The sequence below is a fragment of the Chitinophaga flava genome, from assembly GCF_003308995.1.
Classification (GTDB): Bacteria; Bacteroidota; Bacteroidia; order Chitinophagales; family Chitinophagaceae; genus Chitinophaga; species Chitinophaga flava.
In genome coordinates, this window is record NZ_QFFJ01000002.1 from 1,672,096 (window position 1) to 1,691,686 (window position 19,591).

The 19,591-nt window shown below is 45.9% G+C and carries 19 protein-coding genes and 1 tRNA gene; 14 read left to right on the top strand and 6 right to left on the bottom strand.

The window, feature by feature from the left end; translation table 11 throughout:
* Positions 1-90 precede the first annotated feature (90 nt).
* The 5 genes from DF182_RS23065 to DF182_RS23085 are packed head-to-tail and all read left to right on the top strand — an operon-like array spanning position 91 to position 3,820.
* Entirely contained in the window at positions 91-531 is a 441-nt protein-coding gene (locus tag DF182_RS23065) for a GNAT family N-acetyltransferase (RefSeq protein ID WP_113618147.1), read from the top strand.
* Between the two features lie 30 nt (positions 532-561).
* Positions 562-1,122 (top strand): NUDIX domain-containing protein, encoded by a 561-nt coding sequence (locus tag DF182_RS23070; protein WP_113618148.1) that lies wholly within the window; start codon positions 562-564, stop codon positions 1,120-1,122.
* 36 nt (positions 1,123-1,158) lie between these two features.
* A complete protein-coding gene (gene rlmB / locus DF182_RS23075; RefSeq protein WP_113618149.1) occupies positions 1,159-1,971 on the top strand; it encodes a 23S rRNA (guanosine(2251)-2'-O)-methyltransferase RlmB in 813 nt (270 codons plus the stop codon).
* A gap of 16 nt (positions 1,972-1,987) precedes the next feature.
* Positions 1,988-2,839 carry a hydroxymethylglutaryl-CoA lyase gene (locus DF182_RS23080; RefSeq protein ID WP_113618150.1) on the top strand — a complete coding sequence of 284 codons (852 nt, stop codon included), beginning with the start codon at positions 1,988-1,990 and terminating at the stop codon, positions 2,837-2,839.
* A 3-nt stretch (positions 2,840-2,842) separates the two neighbouring features.
* A complete protein-coding gene (locus DF182_RS23085) occupies positions 2,843-3,820 on the top strand; it encodes a GSCFA domain-containing protein (protein WP_113618151.1) in 978 nt (325 codons plus the stop codon).
* 9 nt (positions 3,821-3,829) lie between these two features.
* Here the strand turns inward: DF182_RS23085 and DF182_RS23090 are convergent, their stop codons facing one another.
* A complete protein-coding gene (locus DF182_RS23090) occupies positions 3,830-5,287 on the bottom strand; it encodes an MFS transporter (protein WP_113618152.1) in 1,458 nt (485 codons plus the stop codon).
* Positions 5,288-5,439: 152 nt separating this feature from the next.
* Between DF182_RS23090 and DF182_RS23095 the strand changes: the two genes are divergently transcribed.
* Complete coding sequence (locus DF182_RS23095) at positions 5,440-7,713, top strand: patatin-like phospholipase family protein (protein WP_113618153.1); 2,274 nt, start codon at positions 5,440-5,442, stop codon at positions 7,711-7,713.
* Between the two features lie 80 nt (positions 7,714-7,793).
* On the opposite strand, the gene miaE is transcribed toward DF182_RS23095, so the two are convergent.
* Positions 7,794-8,390: a tRNA-(ms[2]io[6]A)-hydroxylase gene (miaE, locus tag DF182_RS23100; protein ID WP_113618154.1), complete on the bottom strand. Its 597-nt coding sequence runs from the start codon at positions 8,388-8,390 to the stop codon at positions 7,794-7,796.
* Between the two features lie 81 nt (positions 8,391-8,471).
* Here miaE and DF182_RS23105 point away from each other — a divergent pair, with 81 nt between their 5' ends.
* The 3 genes from DF182_RS23105 to DF182_RS23115 all read left to right on the top strand — a co-directional run bounded on the left by DF182_RS23105 (position 8,472) and on the right by DF182_RS23115 (position 12,221).
* Positions 8,472-9,587, top strand: a complete 1,116-nt coding sequence (locus DF182_RS23105; protein WP_113618155.1) for an aminotransferase class I/II-fold pyridoxal phosphate-dependent enzyme — start codon at positions 8,472-8,474, stop codon at positions 9,585-9,587.
* Positions 9,588-9,640: 53 nt separating this feature from the next.
* On the top strand, positions 9,641-12,067 hold the full coding sequence (locus DF182_RS23110) for a penicillin acylase family protein (RefSeq protein ID WP_161964230.1): 2,427 nt from the start codon (positions 9,641-9,643) through the stop codon (positions 12,065-12,067).
* Between the two features lie 78 nt (positions 12,068-12,145).
* Positions 12,146-12,221 (top strand) — tRNA-Lys (locus DF182_RS23115).
* 129 nt (positions 12,222-12,350) lie between these two features.
* Here DF182_RS23115 and DF182_RS23120 read toward each other — a convergent pair.
* The gene (locus DF182_RS23120; protein ID WP_113618157.1) at positions 12,351-12,860 is read right to left on the bottom strand and encodes a lipocalin-like domain-containing protein; all 510 of its coding nucleotides are present in this window, start codon (positions 12,858-12,860) and stop codon (positions 12,351-12,353) included.
* Between the two features lie 6 nt (positions 12,861-12,866).
* Positions 12,867-13,433, bottom strand: a complete 567-nt coding sequence (locus DF182_RS23125) for a short chain dehydrogenase (protein ID WP_113618158.1) — start codon at positions 13,431-13,433, stop codon at positions 12,867-12,869.
* 87 nt (positions 13,434-13,520) lie between these two features.
* Between DF182_RS23125 and DF182_RS23130 the strand changes: the two genes are divergently transcribed.
* The 3 genes from DF182_RS23130 to DF182_RS23140 all read left to right on the top strand — a co-directional run bounded on the left by DF182_RS23130 (position 13,521) and on the right by DF182_RS23140 (position 15,982).
* The gene (locus DF182_RS23130; RefSeq protein ID WP_113619696.1) at positions 13,521-14,366 is read left to right on the top strand and encodes an AraC family transcriptional regulator; all 846 of its coding nucleotides are present in this window, start codon (positions 13,521-13,523) and stop codon (positions 14,364-14,366) included.
* 39 nt (positions 14,367-14,405) lie between these two features.
* Positions 14,406-14,846, top strand: a complete 441-nt coding sequence (locus DF182_RS23135) for a GNAT family N-acetyltransferase (RefSeq protein WP_113618159.1) — start codon at positions 14,406-14,408, stop codon at positions 14,844-14,846.
* 368 nt (positions 14,847-15,214) lie between these two features.
* Positions 15,215-15,982, top strand: coding sequence for a M57 family metalloprotease (locus DF182_RS23140; RefSeq protein ID WP_113618160.1), 768 nt, complete (start codon positions 15,215-15,217; stop codon positions 15,980-15,982).
* A 149-nt stretch (positions 15,983-16,131) separates the two neighbouring features.
* Here DF182_RS23140 and DF182_RS23145 read toward each other — a convergent pair whose 3' ends face one another.
* Positions 16,132-17,094, bottom strand: coding sequence for a zinc-binding dehydrogenase (locus tag DF182_RS23145; RefSeq protein WP_113618161.1), 963 nt, complete (start codon positions 17,092-17,094; stop codon positions 16,132-16,134).
* A 43-nt stretch (positions 17,095-17,137) separates the two neighbouring features.
* Positions 17,138-17,443, bottom strand: a complete 306-nt coding sequence (locus DF182_RS23150) for an ArsR/SmtB family transcription factor (RefSeq protein WP_113618162.1) — start codon at positions 17,441-17,443, stop codon at positions 17,138-17,140.
* A 283-nt stretch (positions 17,444-17,726) separates the two neighbouring features.
* Between DF182_RS23150 and DF182_RS23155 the strand changes: the two genes are divergently transcribed.
* Positions 17,727-18,251 (top strand): hypothetical protein, encoded by a 525-nt coding sequence (locus DF182_RS23155; RefSeq protein ID WP_147243520.1) that lies wholly within the window; start codon positions 17,727-17,729, stop codon positions 18,249-18,251.
* 191 nt (positions 18,252-18,442) lie between these two features.
* On the top strand, positions 18,443-19,498 hold the full coding sequence (locus DF182_RS23160; RefSeq protein ID WP_113618164.1) for a DUF6340 family protein: 1,056 nt from the start codon (positions 18,443-18,445) through the stop codon (positions 19,496-19,498).
* Positions 19,499-19,591 lie beyond the last annotated feature (93 nt).

A 19,591-nucleotide genomic window follows, 5' to 3' on the forward strand; every position in this document is an offset into this window, starting at 1 on the left:
GCCCCGGTGTTTACCGGATGAGCATCTTTTTTTTGTATGATGAAATGAAGTAAATTTAATCTGGTTCTCTCGAAAAATAAATAATAGCATATGGAAGTCATTCAGGCATCAGGGATGCATACAAATGAAGTGGCCGTATTATTTGATGCTTACCGCAGTTATTTCGACCAGGTACCTGATTTTAAAGGAGCGCTGGCATTTGTGAGTGATAGGATAAAGTTGGGTGATAGTGTTATTTTTGTGGTGTTTGAAGGAGATGAGATTATCGGATTTGCGCAGTTATACCCGTTGTTTACTTCATTGGGTATGAAGCGGGGTTGGTTACTGAATGATGTGTATGTATTGGAAGAACACCGGGGCAAAGGCGCTGGTGGAGCGTTGGTAGACGCTGCTATTGACCACGGTCGCAAAACAGATGCAGCGTGGCTGATGTTGCAGACATATGTGGCTAATACCGGTGCACAGAAATTATACGCATCCAAAGGTTTTAAAAAAGATGCTACTTCCTACTACTTTTATCATGCTTTGTAGGTTGCAGGCAATTTTCCTTTTCTTTGCAGGATGGATATTACAAAGAACCCCTGGACCATTCACTCCAGCGAGGTAACATATGAAAACAAATGGATCCGTGTGGTACACAATGAAGGGCTGAACCCGGCTGGTGGCCCTGGTATCTACGGTGTTGTCCATTTCAAAAATCTGGCTATCGGTGTGGTGGCGCTGGATGCGCAACACAACATCTATCTGGTAGGCCAGTACCGTTTCCCATTGAAGAAGTTCAGCTGGGAGATACCGGAAGGTGGTGGCCCGCTGGGCGAATATCCGCTGGACACCGCTAAGCGGGAACTGCTGGAAGAAACCGGACTGGTGGCCAACCACTGGGAAGTGATCTGTGAAATTGCATTGTCCAACTCCGTCACTGATGAAACCGGTGTGGTGTTTCTGGCCAGGGAGCTGGAACAACGGACTGCGGAGCCGGAAGATACGGAACAGCTGATGGTGAAAAAACTTCCTTTTGAAGAGGCCTATCAGATGGTTAAAAACTTTGATATTACTGATTCTCTTTCGGTAGCGGCTATTCAGAAAATAAAGCTGATGCTGCTGGAAGGAGAGCTGGTTTAATACGTGTTTAATAGAAAAAGCGTTTCTTTGCAGCAAATGGAAAGAAAATTCAACGCTTTCAAAGGAGAAAGAAAATCTGGCGGCGGTCCTAAACGGTTCGCCAGCCCCCGACCCAAACAGTCTTCGCTGATTATCGGCCGTCAGCCGGTAATGGAAGCTCTCAGCAGTGGCAAGCCAATCGAGCGTATCTATATGCTTCGCAGTGCCACTGGTGATATTATCCCACAAATCAAAGAGCAGGCTGCTGCCAACAATATTCCGATTAATGTAGTGCCGGTAGAAAAGCTGAACGGACTGACCCAGGCCAATCACCAGGGCGTTATTGCCCTCACCGGACAAGTGACTTATCTGGATCTGCAGGATGTAATTTCTCATGTAACCGAACAGGGAGAAACACCGCTTTTCCTGATCCTCGATGGTATCACCGACGTGCGGAACATCGGCGCCATCGCCCGCAGTGCCGTTTGTTGCGGCGCCCAGGCTATCATCATTCCTGACAAAGGTATTGCCTCCCTCAACGAAGAAGCGATGAAATCTTCTGCAGGCGCTCTGGAAAAAATCGCTATCTGCCGTGTCAACAGCCTGCTGAAGGCGATTGATACCCTGCATCTCAATGGTATCAAGGTGATGGCCAGCGAAATGGAAACAGAAATCAAACTGTATGACTGTGACCTGAAAGAGCCGGTAGCCGTGATCATGGGTTCTGAAGACAAAGGCGTGTACCCGGCACTGATCAAAGCTTCTGATGTGTTGTTCCGTATTCCTATGGCCGGCAATTTTGAATCTTTCAATGTGTCTGTAGCTGCAGGGATTATTTTGTACGAAGCGATGAAACAAAGAACGATATGATTTAAACCCGTTTTTTATGCTGAAACTAATCGAATGTCCGCGTGATGCCATGCAGGGCTGGCACCGGATGATCAGCACGACAGAGAAAGTAGAGTATCTGCAGGCTTTGCTGAAGGTAGGTTTTGATACCCTGGACTTTGGCAGTTTTGTATCTCCCAAAGCGATTCCACAACTGGCAGATACCAAAGAAGTGCTGGCACAGCTGGACCTGTCGGCCACCCGTAGCAAACTGCTGGCTATTGTAGCCAATGTACGGGGCGCTGAAGAAGCCGTTGTACATGAGGAAATCAACTACCTGGGCTTCCCCTTCTCTGTGTCCGAGACCTTTCAGCTGAGAAACACGAATAAAACGATTGCCGAATCTCTGGAGCAGGTGCAGACCATGCAGGAGCTGTGTATCAAAAACAGCAAAGAACTGGTAGTGTATATCTCCATGGGTTTTGGCAACCCCTATGATGATCCCTACAGTCCTGAGATCGTGCTGCGCTGGGTGGATGAACTGGTGAAGATGGACATTACCACTATCTCACTGGCCGATACCGTGGGCGTAGCCAATCCGGATATCATCTCCAGCCTGTTCAAACACCTGATACCGGCTTATCCCGGCGTAGAGATCGGTGCGCATTTTCATTCTGCCCCGTATAACTGGGAAGAGAAAGTGCAGGCTGCCTGGGACCAGGGCTGTCGCCGGTTCGACAGTGCCATCAAAGGCATCGGCGGATGTCCTATGGCCAAAGATGAACTGGTAGGCAATCTGGCCACCGAAAATATGATCTGGTTCTGCCAGCAGCGTCAGGAGCCGCTTACCCTCGATATGATCGCCCTGAGCACCGCACAGCAGCTGGCTGACGTGGTTTTTAAAGACTAAGACATGCAATTCCATCTGAGCTTCCCGGTAGATACAATCGAACCGGGCATACATTACAGCGACAAAATATTGCTCATGGGCTCCTGTTTTGCGGAAGAAATAGGCGCCAAACTACATGAGCACCGGTTTAATACCCTCATCAATCCTCATGGTATCCTCTTCAATCCGTTGAGCCTTACCAGGGCGATCACGTCTTATCTCGACGGAAAAATCTATACAAAAGATGATCTCTTCCAGCATCAGGATACCTGGCATAGCTGGGACCACCACAGCCGTTTCTCTGGCCTTACGCCCGAAGCTACGCTGGAACAGATCAATGCGGCCCAGCAGGAAGCTATCCGGAACATCGAACAGGTGGACTGGCTGGTGCTCACACTGGGATCGGCCCATGCCTATTTCCTGAAAGAAGGCAATCAGTTGGTGGGCAACTGTCATAAAGTGCCGGGTGCCAGTTTCCACAAGCGTCTGCTCACCGTGGAAGAAGTGGTGTCTGCTCTCGATAATGTGATGCATCGGCTGTTTTTCCGTAACAGAAAACTAAATATACTCTTCACCGTTAGTCCGGTACGTTACATACGCGATGGCGTGGTGGAAAATAACCTGAGCAAAGCTGTATTGCTACAGGCGGTACATCATATGGTCAACAAGTTTGCCCGGCTCTGGTATTTTCCGGCGTATGAACTGGTGATTGATGATCTGCGCGATTATCGTTTTTATAAAGATGATATGGTGCATCCTAATGAAACGGCTGTCAACTATGTGTGGGAGCATGTGGTGAAAGCGGCCGTACATGGCAGCAGCCAGCCACTGTTGCATACCATTGCGGAAGTCAACAGGGCCGCGCAGCACCGGCCGTTTAACCCGGAGAGCAGCCAGCATCAGCAGTTTCTGCGCACTTATGCAGACAAGGTAAAACAACTGATGCAGGCACATCCTCACCTATACTGGGAAGACCTCCTGCATCATTTTAAGGTTGAATAATATTTTCTTTTATAAAGCTCCTCCTTTGTTGTCCCGGACATACACCAGGCCAATCACGAAGCAGATAACGGCCACGGCTATAGGATAAATGAGTCCTGCCAGGTGGTTGCCGGTATTGGTGACCAGGATAGTGGAGATGGTAGGCAGCAGTCCGCCGAATACACCGTTGCCAATATGATACGGCAGCGACATGGACGTATACCGTATTCTGGTAGGGAACATCTCTACCAGGAAAGCGGCGATGGGCGCATATACCATGGTCACGAACACCACCTGTATAAATATCAGGAACACCAGTATGGCCATATTCGTTTTGCTGACCGTTAACTCTGATTTGCCTTCACTTTGCCGGAGAATACTACCGTCTGTATAACTATGCACGCGGGTAGTGTGCTGCACAAACTGCCCGGATTCACTTTTGGACTGAGTACTTTCTATTCTAAACAGCGCCGTTTGTTCCGTTTTTTGTTTTAAATCCCCGATCGTATCCATGGCTTTATAGATGGGGAAGTAGGCCAGTGCAGCTATCAGCATGCCGGCGAGCATGATCTTTTTGCGGCCGATACGGTCAGACAACGAGCCGAAATAAATAAACAGCGGTGTACCCAGTAACAGTGCGATGGCAATGATAATATTGGACTGTACAAACTCGATGTTCATCGTCTTCTGCAAAAAGGAAAGTGCATAAAACTGGCCTGTATACCATACCACGCCCTGGCCCATGGCTGCGCCAAAAAGGGCGATGAGCACCAGTTTCAGGTTTTCCTTGTTGCCAAAACTTTCCTTGATAGGATTGGCAGAAGTTTTCCCTTCTTTTTTCATTTGTACAAACAGCGGTGATTCCTGTAGCCGTTTCCGGATATAATAAGACATGATCACCAGAAAAACCGAGAGCAGGAAAGGAATACGCCAGCCGTAGTTGTTGAAGTCTTCTGTGGTCATCACAGTGCGGGTAATGAGGATGACTCCCAGCGATACGAACAGGCCCAGTGTAGCGGTGGTCTGGATAAAGCTGGTGTAATACCCGCGGCGGTCATTGGGTGAATGTTCAGCTACATAGGTGGCTGCGCCGCCGTATTCACCGCCAAGGGCGAGGCCTTGCAATAAGCGTAATATTAACACCAGCATGGGAGCCAGTACGCCGATGGTATGATAGCTGGGTATCAGGCCGATGGCGAAGGTGGAACCACCCATGATGAGCAGGGTAAGCAGGAAAGTGTATTTCCGGCCTACCAGGTCGCCCAGGCGGCCAAATACGATGGCGCCGAAAGGCCTTACGATAAACCCTACAGCGAAAGTGGCCAGGGTGGCAATATAGGCCAGCTCAGGGTTGCTGGGAGGGAAAAATTTTTCAGAGATAATAGCCGACAGGCTGCCGAAGATGTAGAAGTCGTACCATTCTATCAGTGTGCCTGCCGAGGAGGCCATAATGACCTGCCAGATGTTTTTGGTTCCGGATTGTTGCATTTCGAGATTTTTTAAGCGATTGGGCTTTTGGGTTATTAACATTGAAGGGAAAAAGATAGGAAATAATTATTATGGGTGCAAGTCCTGCTGCCGAATTCCTGAAAGGAATAAAGACTTATCTTTAAGTAAGTAGCCCAATTAATAAAGAAAAGATGAATCAAGGACCGTTATCGTATTTCAGCAGACTTATTTTTTTATTGATACTTAGCCAGTTAATTTTTCCACCTGGTTTGCAGGCCCAGCATGCCGGTGCCGTCAGGCCCAAAATAGGGCTTACCCTTAGTGGTGGCGGCGCCAAAGGCCTGGCCCATATCGGTATCCTGGAAGCGATTGATAGTGCGGGCCTCCGGATAGACTATCTAACGGGCACGAGTATGGGCAGTATCGTTGGCGCCTTATATGCGATGGGTTATTCAGCAGACAGTATAGAAGCAGTGGCCCGCAGAATAGACTGGAACAGTCTTTTCACCAATCAACCGGTACTCACGGATGTTTCCTACGAAGAAAAAAACGAATACAACAAATACATTATTGAGATCCCCTTTGAATATGGCAAGCCGAAACTGGCTTCAGGCGTGATTTCCGGCGAAGCGCTGTGGTTGGAGCTGGCGCGGTTAAGCTGGCCTGTAAAAGACAAGAAAGATTTTTCTCAGTTTAATATCCCCTTTAAATGTATTGCCACTGATGTGGCCACCGGCCAGATCGTTACGCTCGATAGCGGTGAAATTGTTACGAGTATGCGTGCCAGTATGGCTATCCCTTCTATCTTCACTGCTGTGAAAATAGGTGACCGCAAACTGGTGGACGGCGGCGTGGTGCGTAACTTCCCCGTCATCACTGCTAAGGAAATGGGCGCCGATATCGTCATCGGCTCTAATGTAAGCGGTGGCCTCCGTAAAGCGGATCAACTGGTAACGCCCTTCGATATCCTTTACCAGCTGGGATTTTATAAAGATGCCATCGACTTTGAAAAGGCCCGTAAAGAATGTGATATCTATATCCCGATCCATAAAGAGCTGGAAAACTATTCAGCAGCGGCTTTCGGTAGTGTGGACTCTATCATCGAAATCGGCAAGCGCAAAGGACGGGAGATGTATCCGGTGTTCAAACACCTGGCCGACTCACTCAATGCCCTGCAGCCTGAGGGTCCGTTTGTGGCCAATCGTTTGCCTTTTGCTGCTGATGTTGAATTAAGCAGTATCCATGTGTCGGGGCTGGTACATTCCGAAGAAAATTTTTTCCTGCAAAGGCTGCATCTCAAACCTGACGGCTGTTATTCTAATAGTCAGCTACGTGAAGCCATCCGGCGCGTGTATGGTACCCGCTTTTATAAACTGATCACCTACAACCTGCAGCCCGAAGGATATGGTAAGTTCAGGATGGATATCACGGCAGAAGAGAATCCGCTGACCTATGTTAAGTTTGCGCTCAACTATAATACGCTTACAGGAGCCAGCGCTATCCTCAACCTAACCCAGCGCAATTTTATCATACCCAACTCCCGTTCATTTGTGAGCGTGGCCATCAGCGAAAATCCGCGGCTGGCAGCAGAATATTTTAAATACCTGGGACGCAGCCGCAGCTTTGGTTTTGGCTTGGGTGCACACTATGAGAATACAGGGCTTACCTTTTATAATGAAGATCTCTCCAAATTGCAGCCCTTTCGCAACAAATACGCTAACGTAGATATTAACCTGCAGTACTCGCTGGGCAGCACGATGGCTTTCGGCGCCGGTTCCCGCTGGGAGTATATCAAGTACAAGCCACAGTTCTCACCGTTTGTAGAGGTTAGAGGCAGCACCAATCAGCTCAATACCTACGCTTTCTTTGGTATCAATTCCCTCAACCAGAAAGTCTATCCTACCAAGGGGTTTCTGTTGAATATAGAAGGAGGGTATATCTATAATCAGCATTCAGGCATCAACGTTAGTAACGATGGGGTGCCGCTGAACCTGGACAGTGCCGGTATTCGTTTTAATGATTATCAACGGCTGCTGGTGACCGCAAAGTACTATATCCCTCTGGGGCATAAGTCGGCCCTTGAATTTGACGGTAACCTGGGATGGAATTTCAACTATCATGAATCCGTAGTCAGTGGTTTTGTAGTAGGAGGGATGAATAATGTAATCCGTAACCAGATACCGTTGATCGGGTTGTTTGAGGGAGAAGTTATTTCCCCTAAAGTAGCAGCGGTGCAGACAGCCTGGCAATATGAGGTAATAAAAAATATTTATGCGATGCCCAGAATAGGGGTGGCTCTTTATGGAAGGGATGTGCTGGATAAGGGAGATAAATACAAGATGTTGAGTGGTTATGGGCTGGGAGCGGGGTATAGCAGCAGGTTGGGGCCTATAGAGGCAACGATGATGTATAGTGATCAGTCGGGTAAACTGAAGTTTTATGTGAACATGGGATTTAATTTCTGATTTTTCATTTGTTTATTTTTTTATTTGAGGATTTCGTTTTCCTGAATCACCAAATAAAAAAATAAACAAATAAGAAAATATTAGTGCATCCGGTCACCGCGGACTTCAATGTTTTTCAGTATTTCGGCTTCCATCTTCAGCCATTCTTCCCATCTTTTGCGGACTTTTTCTTCCGGGAAGTATTCGTTGGCCAGATCGATGAACAGGCGGTAGTGTCCTGCTTCGGAGATCATAAAACGGCGGTAGAATTCGCGCAGGTATTCATCTTCGAGACCTTCGCTGAGCAGGCGGAAACGTTCGCAGCTGCGGGCTTCTATAAGGGCGAAGATCAGCAGAGCATCGAGAAAGGCATCGTCGGCATGTCCGCCTTTGCTGCGGTTGTCCATGAGTGCGTTTACATACTCATCTTTTCGTTGTTTGCCCAGCTGCAGCCCTCTTTTTTTCAGTTCGGCGAGTACTTGTCTGAAGTGACCCCATTCTTCCGTCACGATAGGTGCGAGTTCCTGTACCAGCCTTTCTCTTTCAGGATTGCGCTGGATGAGGGAAATAGCGGAGGAGGCAGCTTTTTGTTCACAGTAGGCATGGTCCGTCAGGATGTCCTGCAGCGAGATAGCTGCCAGGTTAACCCAACGGGGATCAGTAGGTAATTTTAATCCGAGTATGGATACTTTACTCATGTTTTAACTTTCAGGTATTGATTATTTTTGTTGTGCGAAGATAGTATTGAATCAGTTAAATTGCTAAAAGCTCATTCGTTTATGCACAGAAGTCCAGAACCATTTTTGCTGCAACCATTGCGGCAGCGGCGGGAACAGCATGCTTTCCGGGAGTTGCGTTTGCAGGGCAACCTCATTGATTTTTGTTCCAATGATTATCTGGGACTGGCGCGTAGCGCGGCTTTACAGGAGAAGGTTCATATGCTTATGCAGGAGCGCCCTGCTGCTCATGGCAGTACCGGTTCCCGTTTGCTGGCCGGTAATTACCAATGGATTAACGATGTGGAGGCAGACCTGGCCGCTTTTCATCAGGCTGATGCTGCTTTGATATATAACTCGGGATATGATGCTAATCTCGGGCTTTTCTCCTGTGTGCCACAGAAAGGGGATACCGTGGTGTATGACCAGCTGGTACATGCTTCCATCCGTGATGGTATGCGGTTGTCGCATGCACAGACTTATTCGTTCCGGCATAATGATATGGAAGATCTGCGGAAGAAGATCAACAATGCCGGTGGCAACTGCTTTGTGGCGGTAGAGTCGGTGTATTCGATGGATGGGGATATGGCGCCGCTGGCGGCTATCGTGTCTTTGTGCCAGGAATATGGCGCGCATCTGATCGTTGACGAGGCGCATGCAACGGGAGTTGTAGGAGAACGGGGGGAAGGGCTGGTACAGGCACTGGGACTGGAAGATGCCTGTTTTGCCCGTTTGCATACGTTTGGCAAGGCGGTGGGCTGTCACGGTGCAGTAGTGCTGGGTTCATCTACCTTACGTGATTATCTGATCAATTTCTCCCGGTCGCTTATTTATTCCACAGCATTGCCGCCAACAGCCATCGCCGCCATTCAGGCCGGTTATAGTCTGTTTCCCTATATGGACGACGCGAGGGCAGAACTCTCGGCACGGATAAAGCAGTTTCGTGATGGCGTAGGTTCGTTGGCGTTACTCCCCAGTGAAACACCGATCCAGGTGGTGATCACCGGAGGCAATGAAAACACCCGCACCATAGCAGCTATGTTACAGTCCGCGGGGCTGGATGTGCGTGCTATCCTGCATCCTACGGTGGCCAAAGGGCAGGAGCGGCTGCGGATTGTAATCCACAGCTTTAATACTGCAGTGGAAATTGAGCAGTTGGTAAAAGTCTTATTGCGTTAAGCTCGTTGATACAAAAAATGATGTATTTTACATATACATCCGAGCTACTATTTATGAGAATCATCCCAGCTGTTATAACCGCCGCCGTTACGTTGTCACTCTCCTATGTGTTCAGCACCAAGTTAGGCCAGGTACCCCCGATGGGTAAATTATTGAGTCCGCAGACCGGTTTCTGGCAGAATGCCGAAGTGATCGGAGAGCGGCCGCATGAAACGATGGTATTACCCGGTTTGACCGGCAAAGTGGAAGTTTGGTACGATGACCGTGCTGTACCACATATATTTGCAGACAACGAAGCAGACGCATATTACGTGCAGGGATATGTGACAGCCCGCGATCGCCTCTGGCAGATGGAGTTGCAGGTCTTTGCCTCCGCCGGCCGCCTGTCGGAGATAATGGGCCCCGGCCTCATCGGGTATGACAGGGGCAAACGTCGTGACGGAATGATCTATGGTGCAGAAAAAGCTGTAGCCATGATGGAGTCTGATCCCGCTACACGTACGGCTATCCATTCCTATGCTGATGGTATCAATGCTTTCATCGCACAACTTACCCCCGCTACCTTACCGGTAGAATACAAGATACTGGATTACAAACCTGAAAAATGGGATGTGATCAAATCGGCGCTGCTGTTGAAATATATGTCTGCCGACCTGGCGGGCTTCTGCGACGACCTGGAGTTTACCAATGCCCGCCGTCTCTTTTCCATGGCTGATTTTAACCTGCTGTATCCCGACTTCCAGGATACACTGTACCCTATCATCCCCAAAGGGACTGCTTTCCCGGCTCCTGCTGCTAAAGCAGTAGCTCCTCCTGATAGTGTGCTGGCCATCGATGCTTCCTATATGAAGTTTAAAATGGACAAGCCCAACCCGGAAAACGGCAGTAACAACTGGGCCGTGGCCGGTAGTAAAACGCGTTCCGGTGCACCCATCCTCTGCAGCGATCCGCATCTGGGTCTGAGCCTGCCTTCTCTCTGGTACGAAATACAGATACATACACCTGATATGAACGTTTACGGCGCCTCGCTGCCCGGAGCTCCCGGTGTTATCATCGGCTTCAACGATCATATCGCCTGGGGCGTTACCAACGGAGAAGAAGATGTGAAAGACTATTACCGTATGGAGTTCCGTAATGGTAAAAAAGAATATCTGTTCAACGGCACTTATCGTCCTGCTGAGCTGAGAGTGGAAACCATCAAGGTAAGAGGAAGCGCTCCCATCTATGATACGGTGGCCTATACCGTTTTCGGACCTGTTGCATTTGACAACACCTGGCCGGAAAAAACCACCCATGAGCCTTTCCTCGCTATGCGCTGGAAAGCACTGGACTCTTCCAATGAACTGCTGACCTTCTACAAACTCAATAAAGCCCGTAATTACGATGATTATGTAGAAGCGCTGCAACACTATACCTGCCCTGCCCAGAACTTCGTATTCGCCGATAAACAAGGTGATATCGGCATCTGGCATAATGGCCAGTTCCCCTTACGCTGGAAAAACCAGGGTAAATGGATCATGCCAGGTAGCGACAGCACCTACGCCTGGCAAGGATATATCCCTCGTGCTGAAGTACCTCATATGAAAAATCCGGAACGTGGTTTTGTCAGCTCCGCTAATCAGCGTCCTACAGACAATACTTATCCTTATGCATTGTATGGTGAATTCGATCTTTTCCGCGGAGAACGTATCAACAACCGTCTCGGTGAAATGAGCCAGATCACGCCACAGGATATGATGACGTTGCAGAACGATAACAAAAACCTGTTTGCCGCCGCAGCCATGCCGCTTATCCGCAAACACTTAGATACAACAGCGCTCACCGCAGCTCAGCAACCTTACTGGCAACTGCTTTCACAATGGAACTGTGTAAGCACAGCCGATAGCAAAGCAGCTACCATCTTCAATACGCTCTGGGGACATCTCTCCGATACTATTTTCCGGGATGAGCTGACACCCAAAGATTCCTCTGTGCTCACATGGCCACAGGCTTCTACCGTTCTGCTGATGTTGCTCCGCGACAGCGCCGTACATTTCGTGGACAATATCAACACACCACAGAAAGAAACGTTGTCGGGGCTGATGCAAGGCGCATTTGCCACCAGTGTCAAAGAGCTGGCCGAGCTGAATAAAGCAGGCAAACTGGAGCTGGGCAGGTCCCGTGGTACAGATATCCGTCACCTCACCCGCGCTATTCCCGCTTTCAGTGCTATGAACCTGAACACCGGTGGCGGCCGTCATATCGTAAACGCTACACAAAAGACCCATGGCCCTTCCTGGCGTATGGTGGTGCAGCTCTCCGATAAAACCGAAGCCTATGGTATCTATCCCGGCGGACAGAGTGGAAATCCCGGAAGTCCCTACTACGATAATGCCGTCAGCGACTGGGTTGCCGGTAAGTATTATCTGCTCCACATCTTCGATCAACAGGAAAAAGATGACCCGCTGATCCGCTACAAGGTGGTGTTTACAGGGAAATAGTAAATTTTTTTACAAAAGAATTTGGAAGAAATATAAATATTCCTATCTTTGCACTCCGTTAAACAAACGGGGTGTAAAGATTCCGTAGCTCAGTTGGTAGAGCAATACACTTTTAATGTATGGGTCCTGGGTTCGAGTCCCAGCGGGATCACCAAAAAACTTCTAAAACCTCGCGCTTGTCGCGGGGTTTTTTTGTCTGTCTGGCAGTCTGTCAAAGTGCAAATTGACCTATCGTTACCAAGCTCCGGTATGTTTATCAGTGCAATACCAGGGAATTTCTCTGCTAGTCTTTCTTCCATACAACTTTCGCCACCGCAGCTCCCCCGCTTGTAGGCGTAGTCACGGTATACGTCAGAAGATTATTTTTTAACGAATAAGTACGCACTTGCGAAATACCCTCCCAATTTGGATAGAAAGCATGTTGTACATTGAATACAATAACCTGTTTATCCTCATCCATAGTATAGGTTCCAAAATGAGAATTATTTCCTTGCACTAACATCGCATTTTCTTCTGTGGTAGCTTTAGCTTTATCATTGGCAAGAACTTTACTTCGATTAGCTTTTAATATCTGAACAGCGTACTTCCCTTCCTTAGTAAATAGGAGCATTCCTACGGGATGTTCGCCATAAGGAAAAATTTTACTGCCATCCGCATTTATATTCTCAACTGAGATAAGCGACCATGTACCCCAAAATTGTTGCTGGTCCTTATAAATTGTTGTTTCTTTATTATTTTGTCCTTGTACAAAAGAGAAAGACATCATAAAGACGAGATATACTATATTCTTCATAATAAATTACTGTTTATTATAGCCTACTCTTATAATTTCCCCATTTATTGCTGTTTCAAGACATCTTACATAAGCCTCTATCAATTCATTCTCATCAATATCCGAAACCTTAGAAGGGCTGATAACATTTAGTCTTATCCCTCTCGGCATTTCCTGCGCCGCAGCCATTACAAAACTATTGATCGCTCCATTGACAAGTGCTTTTCCCGATGAACCATTAACAGGAAACTCACCCATTTTTCCGGATATAAGTGTGAACGAACCATTATCCTTCAGATATTTCATACCGGAAAGCACCAGGTTAATCTGTAGGCATAACTTCTGGTGAATACCAACCATAAATTGGTCTTTATTCATCTTTGACAGGTTATCTGTAACACTATCGCCAGCAGTACAAATGACAGCATCAATATTTGACACCCGATTAAATAAATTATCCACGGCGACCTCTAAAGAGATATCAGCCGTAATGTCCCCGGTATTTCTTCCCACCGTGATCACCTCATGCCCTTTCAGGGCCGGTGTGACCATCTTACCAATAGTGCCACCTGCACCAATCATTAAAATTTTCATTTTTATTAAAATTGATATAGGCAAAAATATACAAGACTGCTACTGTTCCAGTTGTACATTATTACGCTAATTTTGTATTTTTATTCCATGGGGCGAGACACTTTACATCAACAATATGAAATCGAATGGAAGGAACTACAGCGTTTCGAAAAGCCATTAAAACGCAATAATTTCTTTGAACTCATTTATGTTATAGAGGGGACCGGCGTACAGTTTGTCAATAAGCACCAGTTTAATTATCGGAAAGGAAATTTATTCTTATTAACCCCCAAGGACATTTACTCCTTTGATATTGACCAAAAGACCTGTTTCTTTTTTCTAAGATTTAATGAATCATATATTAGAGAAAAATCAGGCAAGGACCAGGATACGGTGACGCAAGTAGCGTACATTATACAAAATGCCAGCCACAGGCCGGGATGCATCTTAAAAAACAAAACGGACAAACCTTTAATTGCTTTACTGGTAAATGCCATATCTGATGAACAGACCAGACAACAGATCTATTATACCCGTGTTTCGGAACAGATTATCAGTACCATTATTACTGTTGTAGCAAGAAATATTGCGTTAAAATTACCCAAGAATATAAAGGAAAATACAGGCGAGCCTATTTTGGAAATATTGAATTTTATACAAGTAAATATTTTTGAGCCCAAGAAGCTTAAAACTGAAAATTTAAGCCGTCATTTTAATATTTCAACAAACTATCTGGGCAGGTATTTCAAAAAGCAAACCGGTGAAACACTTCAGAGCTATATTACTCATTATAAGATCAGATTGGTGGAAACCAGACTATTGCACAGTGATATGCGCATGAGTGAAATTGCCTATGAACTTAGCTTCACGGACGAAAGTCATCTAAACCGTACCTTCAAAAGGTATAATGGAATAAGCCCCACTGAGTTCAGGAAAACAGGAAAAAAAATGTAACAGGAAAGCAAAAAATACGCAAATCACTATATTCAGCTTATGGAAATCAGGACATTGAAATTTGGTGATGATCTGTGGAACCCGATCATCGAATATGCCCAAAACTGCTCATGGAAAGCAGGCCCTGTTCTGGCGAAGCAGATGCAGGAAAATGTATTTATAGACTGGCAAAGAGTTTTTGCAGCATATGAAGGGCAACATATTGCCGGTTATTGCACCATTACGGAAACAGATGTTATTCCAAGTGTAAGCTACACTCCCTATATAGGGTTCGTGTTTGTTGGTGAAGAATATCGCGGTCAGCGTTTAAGTGAACAAATGATAAAATTTGCGCTGGCCTATGCAAAGAACGTAGGATTTAAAGAAGTATATCTTGTAAGCAGAGAAAAAGGGCTTTATGAAAAGTACGGATTTGTAAAAATTGACCAAAAGGAAAACAGCACGGGCTACGATGACCAGATTTTTCGTATTACGGTATAGCATGATGACGGCATTGCTGATCATTTGTTGAAAATCAGCTTTTCTGATGAAGCCTTAATGGAAAGTATTCACACACCGGAAAAATGAGTGTTTGCTTCCCCGGATATAGCAAGTCGAAGCTCGTATAAATTAAGTAATAGTCGCCAATCTTCGAAGATCAAAAACGAAAGGTTGATGACGGTCATAAAGGTAACCTCACTTATAAAGAATATAACCCGACTGCAGGCTGACCTCACTACCCGGCGCTACCTACTATGAAAATGAACCGTTACGCTCCAGGTTCTAAACTGCCATTGAATTACTGGTCATAGGCATTAGCTTTAATTAATTATTCATTCTTTATTACTTAACCTAAAAAACTGTCTAGCATGAAGCACTCTAATGGATTTTACATTAGCGCAATCGTCTGTATTGCCTCTTTAACCCTCCTCTTCTCCTCCTGCTCCAAAAAAGACACGGCATTGAACGACCCATCACCAGCCCCTACAGTAGAAGAAATGACGAACTACCTGGCCAATCAGGGATTTGACCGAAAGCATATTGTCTTCGAAAAAGATCGTGTTATTATCGAAGATGACATTATTATCACCATTTCCGACCTTAAACGCCGTGTTGCTGACTCGAAATCGGGGCCTAACACAGAACAACGGCGCGGTCCTTACATTGTAGGTAATGCTTACAACACCAACATCAAGTTTTACCTTGAGCCCGGCATCCCTACTGTCTGGAGAACAGCGATCGAAGGTGCGGTGAACAACTGGAACGCCGTGAATGGCACCCGATTGGGAATGTCTATTGTATCCTCGGCAGCAAGCGCCAATACCCGGGTTTTTATGGGTTATGAAGACGCCAACTGGATCGCGAGAGCCTATCTGCCAGGATCAGACAGCAAGCCAGGGGTAACCGTTGAAATTAATTCCAAGTATAATAGTCTTTCTGCCACTCAGCAGCTGTTTGCCATCACCCATGAATTTGGCCATACAATAGGCTTCCATCATACCAACCAGACTAACGGTACATTAATACCTGGAACGCCGGCTTCAGATCCCAACTCTGTGATGAATTCAACCGTGCTGCCATGGAATGGATTCACGACATGGGATATCCGTGCTACACAGATATTATATCCGCAATAGGTAGAAGTGTAAGGAGATTTGGAGCAGACAATTTATCCTAATAATACGGGGGGCCAACCACTCCCCGTATTGATATTAAAATACATTTACCTGACCTCTCACTGTAATTCTTCCCGATCAATTGCCTGTTTGAAACATGTCCGAACATCTTACAACGACAGAACAATTTTACCAAATAAAGGTCTGTCTCGTTTTGTGTCTTCCATTCTTTGATGGGCTTTTCTGACATCTTCAATTGGATAGATACTATCTATAATTGGCTTTACATGTTTGGTTTCAATTAATCCGGTAATATGATGGAGTTCATCCCTGCTTTGCCGGGTAAAAACGAAATGATAGGTAGCATTTTTTTCCCAGGTGTGAATCAGGTTTTGCGGCTGTGCAATATCAACCAGTGTTACAATTGAACCATAGTTAGCCAAGGCAAGCGGACTGTCTGAGAGTGTACTGCCTCCGATGGTATCAATAATTACATCTACTCCTTTCCCTTTGGTATATGCCTGTATTTCCTCGACATAGTTTTTTTTATGATGGTCGATGACTACGTCCGCTCCAAGAAGCTGAAGTTTTTCATGTAAAATGCTTTGCCCTGTTGTATATACAAATGCTCCTAATGCTTTAGCAACTTGTATTGCCAATGTACCAACTCCACCTGCACCTCCAAGGATAAGTATAGTATCTCCTTTTTTCAATTTAGCCCTTACGGCAAGCATTTCCCATACTGTTCCGCCAATAAGCGGCATTGCGGCAGCTTCTTCGTAGCTAAGATTGTCGGGCATCCTGGATAGTGACGATTCTTCTGCAAGGTGATACGCTGCATAACTACCGGTGCCCCCAAAACGTGGAGAATAATAGACTTTATCACCAGGTCGCCATTGTTTCACTGCTTCACCTACTGCTATAACGTCGCCAGAAATATCATGGCCAGTTATAATTGGTAAATCAAACAGCGATGTATAGTCGCCTCGCCTTATCTGATAATCGAGCGGATTTACCGAGGTCGCTCTTACCTTCACCAGTACCTGGGAATGATCTGTAATGGAAGGAGTAGGCACTTCTTTTAACCGGAGAACTTCTGGTCCGCCATAATTTTCAATTACAATTGCTTTCATGATTCGAAATTTCGCTTATTCTCGAAATAATTGATTAAAAAAATCAGAATGCTTTTTGGATTAATTTGTTCATTGTTTTAATCGCCCCTTCATTACGTTTATAATAGGTCCACTGCCCAACCCGGGTAGCTTCGATAAGCCCGCATTTTTGTAGTAAACTCAGGTAATCTGACGTTGTAGAGGGCGATAAACCAGCCTTTTTGGTAATGTCGCTTACGCAAACACCCAGATTGGCATCATAGTCCTCCAGTTCCTCAGCAGGAAAGTGAAGAAGGGGCTCTTTGAGCCAAATAAGTATGTTTAATCTAGTTTCATTACTAAGCGCTTTAAAAACCGTAATTAATTCCATTGGGCAAATATATCGGGATTTCCCGAAATTCCGAAATTGTTTAAATAAGATTGTTCTTTTGAATTGTTTTGTAGTTTGAAAAGATGAGCGATAACATCATTTGAAATAATGGATAACGAAATAATAAAAGCCGGGGAAAGCCAACCGTGCTCGAGGCATTAGCTAATCCAGAAGGCAACAAAATCGGATACACTAGCTTAAATATAGCATTATTATACTCCTGAAGGAGATCCGAATCTTTACTATCTTGTAAGCCATAATCTTTACCTGAAATATTTTTATTTTGAATCCTTCAAGTCATCTGACAAGTAAGCGTTTAGACTACCCTAGCTTGCCCCATCACTGGATGGACATGGATCCGTTTATAGACTGGGCTATAGAGATGCTGCAATTTGGATATGATACTCCTCAGCTGCTTATTCTCGCTGGTTTGCCCAAACCCACAAGCTTCTTTGAAACTATTCCCTATGTAAAGGGAGCACTGAACGAATTGCGCCAGGAGCAAAGAGCAGATGATCCTGCTATTGTTCGCTTAACTGGTTATATTAAGGAAATCGCCCAGGACAAGGATATAGAAGAAAATTTAGGTGAGTTATATGTCTGCTATTATGGCGCATATGATAAATATTATCTTTTACTGGATTTCTTTCTGTTGTATTTGGCCTGGTATAGTTTAATGAATTCATATTCAGATGATCAAAATTATTGGCCAGGAGCTAAATCAGAGAATATCAGGAATATTGTAGTACAAAGGGCTAAGCTTTGGCTGGAAGAAAATAATGCGTTTTTAAAAACGGTAGTTGCTTAGAGATTGGGAGAAGTTTAGTAGAACATCAGAGGTATTTATCTAAGCTGGAAAGAAATAAGGGGCGAGGATAAGGCAGTAGTTTATCGTTTTCTGCAACAGGAAGGTTATTGTGGTATATAAATTTTATTATATGTAACTTTAGCGCGAATACCAGTTAAAACGAGGGACAATCATTATTCAATCACTATCCTATGCCTACAAAAACCTGCCTACAAAAACTGCTTTTCATTACATTAATAACGATCACCTGTATTTCCTGCAAGTCTACCGAGCTGGTTCACATTAGTGTATTGCAACCGGCGCCTGTGACGATACCGGCCTATGTTAAAAGTCCCGGTGTTGTGAACAGGACTACCGTTAACTCAAAGAACAAGGCGTTAGACATCGTTGACAAGATATTCAGCCTGGAAGGTGCACAGCTTGACAAGGAAGGGGCGCAAAGTAGCGTGAACGGGCTTACCGACGAACTGCGGAGGAACAGCCGTTTCAGCGATGTAAAAGAGCTGGGCGAGCTGGATTTAACTACCAATGCCCCGGGACTTTTCTCTGCGCCGCTCTCTTGGGAAACCGTTGACAAAATATGCCGGGAACATCATGTGGACGCCCTCTTCTCGCTGGAGCTTTTTGACACCGATTCGAAGATCAACTATGCCGCTACACCGGTTTCTTTAAAAACACCGCTGGGCAATGTACCAGGTATAGAGCATCGGGCCAGTATGCTAACCAGTGTAAAAACGGGCTGGCGGATCTATGATCCCGCCAGCAGGAATATCCTGGATGAATTTCCTCTTACCAGGGATCTTACTTTCTCTGGCAAGGGCATCAACCCTGTCGCCGCGGCCGGCGCACTGATCAACCGCAAAGAGGCGGTAAAGGAAGTGAGCGTACAAGCTGGGCAATATTATGGCATGCGAATTATTCCCTATCGGACAAGGGTAACAAGAGATTACTATGTGAAAGGCACTGACAATTTCAGGACAGCCCGGCGTAAAGCGCAAACCGGCAACTGGAACGGCGCAGCTGAACTATGGAAGAAAGAGACCACGAACCCTAACAACACCGTGGCTGGCAGGGCCTGCTATAATATGGCCATCATCTGTGAGATTAACGGGGAGCTGGACCTTGCGATCAAATGGTCGCAGAAGGCTTACGAGGAATATAATAACCGCCTTGCGCTGAATTATATTCGGTTGCTGAAGAACAGGCAGGTCCGCAACGAACTGCTGAAACAGCAGCAGGTGGAATAACGTGTTTGATTACCATTTTTTAACTAATACAGACAGTCATTATACTATTTCTGCTAATTTTCGTAACTCAAAGAAATAGAGGTTCAGGGTTTG

Bases quoted from the DNA above. Each gene is read 5' to 3' on its own strand.
- DF182_RS23065 (WP_113618147.1), top strand. From the start codon at position 91: ATGGAAGTCATTCAGGCATCAGGGATGCATACAAATGAAGTGGCCGTA.
- DF182_RS23070 (WP_113618148.1), top strand. From the start codon at position 562: ATGGATATTACAAAGAACCCCTGGACCATTCACTCCAGCGAGGTAACA.
- rlmB (WP_113618149.1), top strand. From the start codon at position 1,159: ATGGAAAGAAAATTCAACGCTTTCAAAGGAGAAAGAAAATCTGGCGGC.
- DF182_RS23080 (WP_113618150.1), top strand. From the start codon at position 1,988: ATGCTGAAACTAATCGAATGTCCGCGTGATGCCATGCAGGGCTGGCAC.
- DF182_RS23085 (WP_113618151.1), top strand. From the start codon at position 2,843: ATGCAATTCCATCTGAGCTTCCCGGTAGATACAATCGAACCGGGCATA.
- DF182_RS23090 (WP_113618152.1), bottom strand. From the start codon at position 5,287: ATGCAACAATCCGGAACCAAAAACATCTGGCAGGTCATTATGGCCTCC.
- DF182_RS23095 (WP_113618153.1), top strand. From the start codon at position 5,440: ATGAATCAAGGACCGTTATCGTATTTCAGCAGACTTATTTTTTTATTG.
- miaE (WP_113618154.1), bottom strand. From the start codon at position 8,390: ATGAGTAAAGTATCCATACTCGGATTAAAATTACCTACTGATCCCCGT.
- DF182_RS23105 (WP_113618155.1), top strand. From the start codon at position 8,472: ATGCACAGAAGTCCAGAACCATTTTTGCTGCAACCATTGCGGCAGCGG.
- DF182_RS23110 (WP_161964230.1), top strand. From the start codon at position 9,641: ATGAGAATCATCCCAGCTGTTATAACCGCCGCCGTTACGTTGTCACTC.
- DF182_RS23120 (WP_113618157.1), bottom strand. From the start codon at position 12,860: ATGAAGAATATAGTATATCTCGTCTTTATGATGTCTTTCTCTTTTGTA.
- DF182_RS23125 (WP_113618158.1), bottom strand. From the start codon at position 13,433: ATGAAAATTTTAATGATTGGTGCAGGTGGCACTATTGGTAAGATGGTC.
- DF182_RS23130 (WP_113619696.1), top strand. From the start codon at position 13,521: ATGGGGCGAGACACTTTACATCAACAATATGAAATCGAATGGAAGGAA.
- DF182_RS23135 (WP_113618159.1), top strand. From the start codon at position 14,406: ATGGAAATCAGGACATTGAAATTTGGTGATGATCTGTGGAACCCGATC.
- DF182_RS23140 (WP_113618160.1), top strand. From the start codon at position 15,215: ATGAAGCACTCTAATGGATTTTACATTAGCGCAATCGTCTGTATTGCC.
- DF182_RS23145 (WP_113618161.1), bottom strand. From the start codon at position 17,094: ATGAAAGCAATTGTAATTGAAAATTATGGCGGACCAGAAGTTCTCCGG.
- DF182_RS23150 (WP_113618162.1), bottom strand. From the start codon at position 17,443: ATGGAATTAATTACGGTTTTTAAAGCGCTTAGTAATGAAACTAGATTA.
- DF182_RS23160 (WP_113618164.1), top strand. From the start codon at position 18,443: ATGCCTACAAAAACCTGCCTACAAAAACTGCTTTTCATTACATTAATA.